The sequence below is a fragment of the Desulfobulbaceae bacterium genome (genome assembly GCA_015231515.1).
In the GTDB taxonomy this organism is placed as follows: Bacteria; Desulfobacterota; Desulfobulbia; order Desulfobulbales; family VMSU01; genus JADGBM01.
This window is the reverse complement of sequence record JADGBM010000109.1, coordinates 1-9886: the sequence shown is the minus strand read 5'-3', so window position 1 is coordinate 9886 and position 9886 is coordinate 1. Positions and strand designations below refer to the sequence as shown.

Genomic DNA, 9886 nt, shown 5'->3' with positions numbered 1-9886 from the left:
ATCCGCAGGGTCCGCTCGCCAAGGGTGTCCAGATCAACCATCATACGCAAGGAGCGACCAATAAGACGCTGAATTTCATAGGTGCGACCAGAACGACCTTTTTCAGCCTCCCGCCGCATCCGCGAATTTGTCGAGCAGGGCAGCATCCCGTATTCGGCTGTAATCCAGCCCTTGCCGGTGTCTTTCAGAAATCGCGGCACCGAATCTTCCACAGTCACCGCACACAGCACATGGGTATTGCCCATCTTAATCAATACCGAGGCATCGGCCTGGGGCTGAAACCCCTTTATAATCTCAACAGATCGCAACTGATCTGGTTTTCTTTCTTTTCTCATAGCATTCCTTTCTTCGCGTTGTATTGTCAGCGACTTCATACCCTATTCAAGCAATTAGGGCACGCCTAAAATAGAAAAAGGGCAGCCACCGGAAACCGGCGCTGCCCTTATACAATCTATTTAAAGCTAAATTACTTCTGAGCTTTTTTCCTTCTCGCTATGCCAGCCAGTCCGGCAAGGCCGGTACCAAAAAGAAGCATAGTTGCTGGTTCAGGAACTGGAGCTGTAATCACAGACGCCGAGAAGTGGGAAATAGCTGGAATCCTGCCACTGTTAGTCTCCACATGCCGGGTTACCCAATTACCTAAAGCCAGAGCTGGATCTAAAAAGTAGAGGGCATATTCAGTTGATCCCTTTACGACATAGAAGTCAAGCAAAGATCCTGAAGTTGTTGTCGCCCACGTCCCTGATTTACCATCAGCACCAACAGTAACGCTAAGTCCACCTCCTGATGCTCCTGTAACCCCCTCATCAATATCAAGTTTTGAATACCAATTAATGTCGTAAGTAGCACCTAAGAAATGGCTAATTAATGTCTCAAGATCACCCTCACTATCATTTCCTTCAACAGTTCCAATATACATCCCGCTATAGTCAGCTCCAGTATAGCCGTTTGTCGTATTCCATGAGTCCAAATCGGAGTCAGATCTATTAATTACGGTGAAGCCAGGTACACCACCAAAAATTGGTGTTGCATGAACACCTGTATAAAAGGCGCTAAAGACAACTATTAGTACCAAAGTTAATTTCTTCATTTTCTTGTTCTCGGTTATTATTTCTAAACGAATCAAACAATTACATACTATCTTTATTTATATCCAGGAAAAAGATATCTTGAATAGCGTTTTTTGCAGCAAACATACCACAGCTCTTTAAAATTAGTTTATTCTAATAAATAACTAACTCGGCAGAACCTTTTGTCGCCCGCCAAGACGCCGAAGCGCCAACAACAATACCTCGATATTATTACAAAAAGACTTGGCACCTTAGCGTCTTGGCGCGACATTTTGCCTTTTCACGATGCCATCAATAAATCAAAATGTTACGATTCTCATATACTAAATGTGCCCTAACTACTATTGCGAATTCCGGATTTCTCCTCCAAGGAACCGGAAAACCGGACGGATATCCGGAAATTTATCGCTTTTTACTGTGAATTTAATTGGTTAGATCATCAAACAAATAAAACTGCTGACAGGAATTCGGGGATGAGTGAGGAGTTACAGCGAGATCAAAGGAAATAACGTAAGAGTTCACAAAAACCTGCCTCAGACAACCCCAAGCTTATCGAGGTTGTCCTGGCTCTCTTGGAGTTTAAGGAAGGAGAGGCTTTCTTTAATGCTGGCGATGGCGTGGCTCAGGGCCTGTTCTTGATCAACATGAAACTCTTTACCAATCATGATACTGTGTTCCATCATGGACTGTTCGAGTGCGCGGTTGCGCTCGATGAGTTGGGAGGTTTTTTCGTGGAGAACTAGAATGGAGTTGGCAATAATTTTGAGTTGCTTGCTATATGCATTTTCCAGCTTATCGGCCAGATGCAAGGCAATCAGGTGGAAGAGATATTTTCCTAAGTTCGGACTTTTTTCGGTGATGGCCCAATCAAACTCCAGAACATCCACACCGTTTTTCCCAGCCACAACATCGGCTGTCCTGATAATACCTTTCAGTACACCAAGCTCACCAAGGCATTCGCCTTTTTGGGCCTCATGAATAACCTTTGACTGTACCTTGATCTTTGCCACAACCTGGGCGCTACCTTCGACCACCCAATAGATCATCTGATCAAATTTGCCTTTGGCAATAAGTTTCTGGCCTGACTTATAGCGCTTATACTCAATATAGGCACGCCCATCGTCACCAGATAACCTCACTAAATACGGCCATAATTTCTGATCTGGAAAGATCGTTTCAAAATAGGGAATGATCTTGAGAAGATTTGGATCAACAGGTGCCTTGGCTTTGGCAAACGGAGCCAGTTCCTTGATTAAATTCTCACTAATAGATGTCATACGTGTCTATATAATGTTGAGCTTTTTGAGGTGGATCTGCAAAACAGAAATAGCGGCAGGGGTCACCCCTGATATGCGTGAAGCCTGGCCCAATGACCGTGGCCTGATAGTAGAGAGTTTTTCAACAACTTCATTGGACAGACCATCAAACGATTTATAATCAATATCAGTCGGCAGCAAGACGTCTTCAAACTTCTTAAAGCGGGCTATCTGCTCATGCTGGCGTTGAATATACCCTTCATATTTTACCTGAAGCTGTACCTCCTGCCTGACCTCAACAGACATCTCTTTTGATTGGCCGGCAATTTCGAGAACCTTTTCAATTGTCAATTCCGGCCTGCGCAACAGATAATCCATCTTGACTGCCTGCTTCAGAGGTGTGCTGCCATGTTCAGCAAGGCGTCCGTTGATCTCTTCGGTAGGTTTGACCACAGTCGCTTTCAACCAGCTCAGACAACTTTCCACGGCATCTCGTTTTTCACAAAAGAGTGTATAGGTCTGCTCATCAACCAGGCCTAGCTCCCTGCCAATATCGCGTAGTCGTAGGTCAGCATTGTCCTCACGGAGCATGAGACGATATTCGGCCCTGGAGGTGAACAGGCGATAAGGCTCCTTGGTGCCGAGGGTTATCAGATCATCAATCAACACTCCGGTATAGGCCTGACTCCTATCGAGCACAAGCGGTTCCTCTCCCCGGACGTATTTCACAGCGTTTATGCCAGCCATCAGGCCCTGGGCCGCCGCTTCTTCATAGCCCGAGGTTCCATTTATCTGACCCGCCAAAAACAGGCCGGCAATACGCTTTGTTTCCAAGGAAGAAGAAAGCTCCAAGGGATCAACATAGTCATATTCAATGGCGTACCCTGGCCGGATAATCTTGGCGTTTTCAAGCCCCTTGATGGTTTTGAGCATGTTGGTCTGGACATCGAGCGGTAGACTCGTGGGTATCCCATTCGGGTAAACCTCAACCGTGTCAAGGCCTTCTGGCTCAAGAAAGATCTGATGCCGGGTCTTATCCGGAAAGCGAGACACCTTATCTTCAATGGATGGGCAATAGCGAGCCCCAATACCTTCGATAATCCCAGCATACATGGGCGAGCGATCAAGACCGCCACGAATAATTGCATGGGTAGCTTCTGTGGTATAGGTTATATAACAAGGTTTCTGGGGAAGTTTTGCCCCACCTGTATTTGAATAGGAAAACAGGCAGGGTGGCTCATCACTGGGTTGAGCTTCCAACTCACTATAATCGATGGTCGTACCGTCAAGGCGCGGTGTTGTGCCGGTCTTCATCCTACCCATTCTAAAACCAAGTTCCCGCAAATGTTCCGGCAAGCTTAAGGAGGGTGAATCCCCCATTCTACCAGCTGGAAAGCTCTTCAAACCGATATGGATCAAACCGTTCAAAAAAGTTCCGGTAACAATAACCACTGCACGACTTCTTATTTCCTGGCAGAGAGAAGTCACAACTCCACAGACTCTATTATCTTCAACAAGCAGTTTATCGATAACAGTCTGCTGCACATCAAGGTTCGGCTGATTTTCGATCACAGACTTCATTCGAAGCCGATAAAGAAGGCGGTCAGCCTGTGCCCGTGATGACCAAACCGCAGGCCCCTTGCTGGTATTTAACCGCCGAAACTGGATAGCCGTAGCATCGATATTCTTGGCCATCTCACCGCCTAAGGCGTCAATCTCCTTGACCAGATGCCCTTTTGCTAACCCGCCAATGGCCGGGTTACATGACATAGCACCAATACCATCTACGTTGATCACGGCAATTAATGTCTTGCAACCCATACGTGCAGAGGCCAGGGCAGCCTCACAACCGGCATGGCCGGCCCCGACAATAATTACGTCATATTCTGAATCTATCATTTTAAAAAACAGTGAAAAGTTAAAAATTAAAAGTTAAAAATTGTTGGACTAAAAACGTATCATACGAATCAGCCATTACACTTTTCAACCAATCGACCAATAGTCACTTTGACTTCTGTCCTAGTCGCCGATCTTCTTTGAGAAATCTGGCATGGTTCCCGGTTTTCTCGAATCCCACACCTTGCTTTCATTGCCGGTCGCCGTGACATTTTCATAAACTCCGTTATCGCGTCTGACCAGCTTGGTAAAACCCATATTTTTCAAATCACTGTTGGTCTTTGGCGTGCTTATTCCAGCCAGAGAAACCAGCTTTCGTACTTTGGCCCCACATTCTGGGCATTTTGCAAACTTGGCACTGTAGATAGATTGAGTCAACTCAAACTGTTTACCAAGTACACAGCCCTCGCCAAGATGTTCATACTCATAAACGGGCATATTTTTTTCTCAGTAGAGTAGCTCTACTTTGTCAGAGATCCATAACTAAAAGCTATTTACGCTTTAAACAGTTAAACATCACCGTCACTTCTTCATCGCCATCCGACAGAGTGATCTTCTTCACCATTATTTTATAGGTGTCTTTTGCGGCATCCAAAAACTTATACAAGGTCTGACGGCGAATGTCATGGGCAAGATATATAGTTCCATCCGGTTTAAGCAGTTTATCAAAAACACCAATCAAAGGCGCAATGAGATCTTCTCTAAATATGACCTCTGCGCCCAGAATGACGTCAAAAGGCTCTAAAGTCGGAGGCTTATTCCAATCAACAAATGAGATAGTCACATCCAGACCATTCTTGGCAGCACTGACTCGCTGAAAATCTAAAATGATCTGCTCATAATCGCTTAAGGTAACAACAAAACCTTTAGCAGCAGCGGCCAATCCAGGAGCACCCAGGCCAGCACCGAGTTCAAGCACCCTGGCACCAGGCTCCAAAGGCAATGTTGCAGCAACATCAGCAAGAACCATGGCTGACTCCCAGAGTTTAATCCAGAAAGGGAACTCCGAAACATTTTTGAAGGGGTCTTTCCCTTTAAGAACAGACTCCAGGTCCTGGACTTTCAATAGCTGTATCTCAACATCCCGAATCGTCAGCGGCTCAAACGCCACCGTATACTGTTTCCGTATCTTCCTTAGAATTTCGGCCTCTTTAGAGGGCAATTTATTAACACTCATAACTTTTTAACTCGACTTTTTCATAGTACTTTTCATAGTACTTTCACGTTGGCGTCTTTACATTATCGACCACAGAACCAAACCTGCCAGGGCAAACCTATAATAGGCAAAAACCGCAAAAGATTTAGTCTGGATGTACCTCATCAAAAAGGCTATAAAAAAATAGCCAGAAACTGCAGCCGAGGAAAAGCCAATAAGAAAGAATGTCAATTGGCCCGGCTCCAGGCCACCCTGGCCAATTATTTTCAGGCAGTTGAGAAACCCTGCCCCGGCAATAATGGGGACGGATAACAGGAACGAGAACCTCGCGACCGACGGACGATCAAAACTTCTAAAAAGCCCCGCTGTCATGGTGATACCGCTTCGGGATACGCCTGGCACAATGGCCAAAGCCTGGGCCAGACCGATAATCAGGGCATCTTTAAAACCAAGTCCTTCATAGTTTTTTGTATGTTGCCCATATTTTTCGGCCCAGAGCAGTAAAATTCCGCCAATGACGAGAGTACAGGCAACAAGGGCCGGACTCCTGAAAACAGTTGCCGCATAATCCTCAAGAAAAAGCCCGGCCACAACTGCCGGAATAGTTGCCACAACAATCAGGTAGGCTGATTTCCTTTCCTGTTTTACTTCTTTAGTCTCGGCCGGTCTGAACAGGGAACTACCTATCGCCAGCAGGTCGCTACGAAAATAAAACAACACTGCCAACAGTGTCCCCAGATGAAGGGAGACATCGAAAGTCAAACCCGCCTCTTCAATCTTAAAAAAAGCCTCAGCGAGGACAAGATGGCCAGAACTTGAAATAGGCAAAAACTCAGTTGCGCCTTGCAGAAAGCCTAACAAAACGGAGGAAAAGTAACCCATAGTACTCACCAGTTTAAAAACAAAAAGAGCTATTCAATCATAGGATTGAACAGCTCTTTTCAGGAAACACCTTCAAAAAAAGCGTTTAGAGACTAGCAACCTTCCATAGCTTTTCTCTTGGCAGCACTAACCTTTACTTTGCCGCCAACTTTGAGTTTCTCTGTGTATTTTTCTTTGCACTCAAGCGTAACCGTTCCGCCGTCAACAGACTTTACTTCGCATGTAAATGCTGATGCTGCTACAACAGAAACTGCTACGAAAGCAGCTGCCAAAACCAATGCGGTAAATTTCTTGTTCATTTCAACTCTCCTCTCTCTTTTAGTTAATTAGCTCATTTAAATTGTTCTGAAAACTCATGCTACCATGACTCTCACAGCCCAACCAAACCGTAAACATCCTCCAGCAAAGGTGGCTATTTTGTTCCTTTCTCCTGCTGCATCTTAACCTTAACCTTACGACCTTTCTCGAAGCCTTTTGCTCGTTCATCACAATTTTTTAGTATAATCGTGCTGCCACTGACCTCTTCAACCTCACATGTAACGGTTGCCGAAAGCGCAGGAACAGCAGCACCAACTAAGTACACCAAAATCCAGATAATGAGACTTTTTTTCATAAAGGTCGTAAGAAAAAATTAAACAAACACGTCAGGAACTCACCTTTAACTGACATATACACCAAAAAACTAAATTTATGTCAACTACAAAATTATTCTCACCACCGTCAAAGTTACACCTGTTAACAGCCCTCAATCTTGGGCTTCACCTTAACTTGCTGACCACTCGTCCCCTCTTTGGCATCTTTTGCCTTACAGTCTAGAACCAGTGTTTCGCCATCCACACTTTTAATTTTACAGTTAAAGGCATAAACAGCACCAGCAGCGACAAAGCTAAAGGCAACGAGGGCGACAATGGTAATCATCTTCTTTTTCATAACATCTCCTAGCTTTTATTAATTCAAGCAAAGCCATAATGGCCACATAAAAATCATACTGTACAAGTATCGCTAGAAAGAGGACTATTTGTCAAAAAATATTTCATGCCCAAGTAAAAAAAGCCAACAGCCACCCCCGTACGCAGCTCACACTAAAAAACCACTTTTTTAATATCCGTTTCGAGCACATCATGGCTTACCCAGCCGGTATAGCGCTTGACGATATTACCAGATCGATCAATCAAAAAGGATGTTGGAATACCAAATATTCCCCCAAAGGACTTACTTACCTTTTGGTTGTCCATAACTATGGGGTAGTTAATACTGGTTTTTTTCATCATATTTTCAACAATCCGTACGCCTCCCTGATCCATTGAAATTCCGAGCACGGAAAACCCCTGCGGCCCATAAACTTCCTGCAAACTGTTCAGGGACGGTATCTCTTTCACACATGGCCCGCACCAGGTAGCCCAAAAGGTGATGAGAACCACCTTGCCACGGTGATCCTTAATATTGATCTCCTTCTTGTCTGGCACCGATCGTAAAATAAAATCCGGAACCTTAGTAGCAGCCTGGGCCACCATATTACTGGCCAGTACCATAAGGAAAACCAACAGAAATACTCTAAGATTTTTTTTATAAACCAAAACCGCTTCCTCCGCTCAAGGGCTTTGCAGCTCACTTTTCAGCCGCTCTGTTAAAATTTTGTTTTTGTCCACAAACCGATTTTTTCAGATCATAGCTTATGTAATAGTATTTACCTCTGCGTCAATTACGTGTTACCTTTTGCACACTCTAAGCATTATACTTCATTTTATCAAACATTCTTAATCCAACTTGATGCCAATTAAAAGCGATAGTTTAACAGCACAACCCCTTCTTCCTAAATGGCGCATCTTCAGTATTGTTGCCGCTGGGGTCTTCATGTCTACCCTGGACAGCAGCATGGTCAATATCGCCCTACCTACCATTATGGAGGAATTCAACAGTTCACTCAGGGCCACCGAGTGGATCGTATTAGTTTATCTCTTAACCATAACCTCAACCCTGTTGATCTGGGGAACCCTGTCAGACCGGCTGGGGCGCAACAGAATTTATCCCCTTGGCCTTATTGTTTTTGCCTTTGGCTCTCTGGCTTGCGCCTTTGCACCAAAACTGTCGTTTCTTATAGTGTCCCGCCTCTGTCAAGCCTTAGGAGCGGGCATGATGATGTCAACCGGGCCTGCGATCATCAAAGACACTTTTCCAGAAAATCAACTTGGCCGCGGGCGTGGAATGATAAGCGTCTTTGTCTCTCTTGGGCTGATGACGGGGCCGGCACTCGGAGGCTTTCTCCTGGAATATTTTTCCTGGCGCGCCCTGTTTTTTATTACCGTACCAATCGGCTTTCTTTTTGCTTTAGCGGGCCTGATTCTCATACCCGAAAGAGATCCGGATCAATACCAAAAAAATTCTCCACCACTCTCCTCCAGGTGGAAGGGCCCAGCCACCTGGATACTCCTGCTGATCTCATTTTCCCTTGCCATCTCCTATGCTTCAGCGCCATCCTGGTCGCCTCTGGTCTTGAGCGCTCTAGGACTAACCGTCGCCCTTGCCCTTACCCTGTTCATTTTTCATGAAAAAAAAGCCGCCAACCCTTTACTGCCCTATGATCTTGTGAAAAACCGCTTTTTTCTTTCAGCACTTATCTGCGCCTCTCTTTCATTCCTCATACTTTTTTTCGTCCTTATCCTTACCCCTTTTTATTTAAGTCATGTACTGAATATGCCAAAAGCCCGTATCGGCAGCATAATGATGACCATACCCCTGGCTGTTCTTCTGATAGGGCCAACGGCTGGCTGGCTTTCAGAAAAGTTCACAGCCCAAAAACTATCGACCCTTGGTCTGTTGTTCTCTTCACTTGGTGTAGCCCTGTTAGCCGGCCTTTCTGAACACAGTTCTCCTTCGGGCATTATTGCCAGACTGGCAGTTTTAGGCGGTGGCCAAGCTCTTTTTCTGGCCCCAAACAGCGCTTCAATTTTAAAAAATGTAACTCGGCAGCACACTGGCAAATCAGCCTCTCTGCTGGCAACCGCCCGCAACCTTGGCATGCTTTTGGGCATCGCTATGGCAAGCCTGGTGTTCTCCCACAAATTCAGTCAGTTAACTGGCGGACTCGATTTAAGAGATTTTTCTGCAGAACATACATCCGCTTTTGTTGAAGCCATGCGACAATCGTTCTTTGTTGCTGCACTTATTGGAGTTCTGGGGGTTTTCATCTCATGGAACAGGGATGGGTAGCTTTTAGCCTTTAGCCTTTAGCTAAAAGCTAACTGCTAATAGCCAACAGCTTTATCCAGGAACACTCACTATGCCGACAGATCAATTAAGGCGTAGGTATCAAGCCCGGATTTTTTCTGCAAATCATTTTTAAGCTTTTCGATAACCTTTTCAGATGCCGTTTTGCAGGTAAAGACAACAGTGCCAAAAACCGGCTTCAGAGTTTCCTGTAGCTCGGCTACGAGGCTTTGCATGTGCTCAGTTGCGGCCTCATTTTCCAGAGTAAAAACCCCGCCAATAGAGGACTTTCCTAAATTTAAGCGTAAGTGAACATCGCCAAGTTTTGACATATTGAGATAAAAGGGGTAAGGATAAGGACGAAAAAAAGTATGAGGAATGAAAGAGAGGCGCAGATAAGTGCTGAAAGAAAAAAGCGG

The 9886-nt window shown here is 45.1% G+C and carries 12 protein-coding genes and 1 pseudogene; 1 reads left to right on the top strand and 12 read right to left on the bottom strand.

Features of this window, described 5'->3' with window-relative positions; genetic code table 11:
- The 11 genes and pseudogenes from rph to HQK80_13460 all read right to left on the bottom strand — a co-directional run.
- Positions 1-335: ribonuclease PH (gene rph / locus HQK80_13510; GenBank protein MBF0223219.1), on the bottom strand; the 335-nt coding region annotated here is incomplete at its 3' end.
- Positions 336-466: 131 nt separating this feature from the next.
- Positions 467-556, bottom strand: a pseudogene (locus HQK80_13505) (PEP-CTERM sorting domain-containing protein).
- A gap of 1047 nt (positions 557-1603) precedes the next feature.
- Entirely contained in the window at positions 1604-2347 is a 744-nt protein-coding gene (locus tag HQK80_13500) for a cyclic nucleotide-binding domain-containing protein (protein ID MBF0223218.1), read from the bottom strand.
- A 6-nt stretch (positions 2348-2353) separates the two neighbouring features.
- Entirely contained in the window at positions 2354-4225 is a 1872-nt protein-coding gene (gene mnmG / locus HQK80_13495) for a tRNA uridine-5-carboxymethylaminomethyl(34) synthesis enzyme MnmG (GenBank protein ID MBF0223217.1), read from the bottom strand.
- Between the two features lie 120 nt (positions 4226-4345).
- Complete coding sequence (locus HQK80_13490; protein MBF0223216.1) at positions 4346-4660, bottom strand: zinc ribbon domain-containing protein; 315 nt, start codon at positions 4658-4660, stop codon at positions 4346-4348.
- 52 nt (positions 4661-4712) lie between these two features.
- On the bottom strand, positions 4713-5399 hold the full coding sequence (locus HQK80_13485; protein ID MBF0223215.1) for a methyltransferase domain-containing protein: 687 nt from the start codon (positions 5397-5399) through the stop codon (positions 4713-4715).
- A 57-nt stretch (positions 5400-5456) separates the two neighbouring features.
- Positions 5457-6260, bottom strand: coding sequence for an undecaprenyl-diphosphatase UppP (gene uppP, locus HQK80_13480; protein ID MBF0223214.1), 804 nt, complete (start codon positions 6258-6260; stop codon positions 5457-5459).
- A 92-nt stretch (positions 6261-6352) separates the two neighbouring features.
- Positions 6353-6559, bottom strand: coding sequence for a hypothetical protein (locus tag HQK80_13475; GenBank protein ID MBF0223213.1), 207 nt, complete (start codon positions 6557-6559; stop codon positions 6353-6355).
- Between the two features lie 113 nt (positions 6560-6672).
- Positions 6673-6873 carry a hypothetical protein gene (locus HQK80_13470; GenBank protein ID MBF0223212.1) on the bottom strand — a complete coding sequence of 67 codons (201 nt, stop codon included), beginning with the start codon at positions 6871-6873 and terminating at the stop codon, positions 6673-6675.
- 122 nt (positions 6874-6995) lie between these two features.
- Positions 6996-7190 (bottom strand): hypothetical protein, encoded by a 195-nt coding sequence (locus HQK80_13465; GenBank protein MBF0223211.1) that lies wholly within the window; start codon positions 7188-7190, stop codon positions 6996-6998.
- A gap of 152 nt (positions 7191-7342) precedes the next feature.
- On the bottom strand, positions 7343-7837 hold the full coding sequence (locus HQK80_13460) for a TlpA family protein disulfide reductase (protein ID MBF0223210.1): 495 nt from the start codon (positions 7835-7837) through the stop codon (positions 7343-7345).
- A 193-nt stretch (positions 7838-8030) separates the two neighbouring features.
- Between HQK80_13460 and HQK80_13455 the strand changes: the two genes are divergently transcribed.
- The gene (locus HQK80_13455) at positions 8031-9470 is read left to right on the top strand and encodes an MFS transporter (protein MBF0223209.1); all 1440 of its coding nucleotides are present in this window, start codon (positions 8031-8033) and stop codon (positions 9468-9470) included.
- A 68-nt stretch (positions 9471-9538) separates the two neighbouring features.
- Here the strand turns inward: HQK80_13455 and HQK80_13450 are convergent, their stop codons facing one another.
- Positions 9539-9799 (bottom strand): hypothetical protein, encoded by a 261-nt coding sequence (locus HQK80_13450; protein MBF0223208.1) that lies wholly within the window; start codon positions 9797-9799, stop codon positions 9539-9541.
- Positions 9800-9886 lie beyond the last annotated feature (87 nt).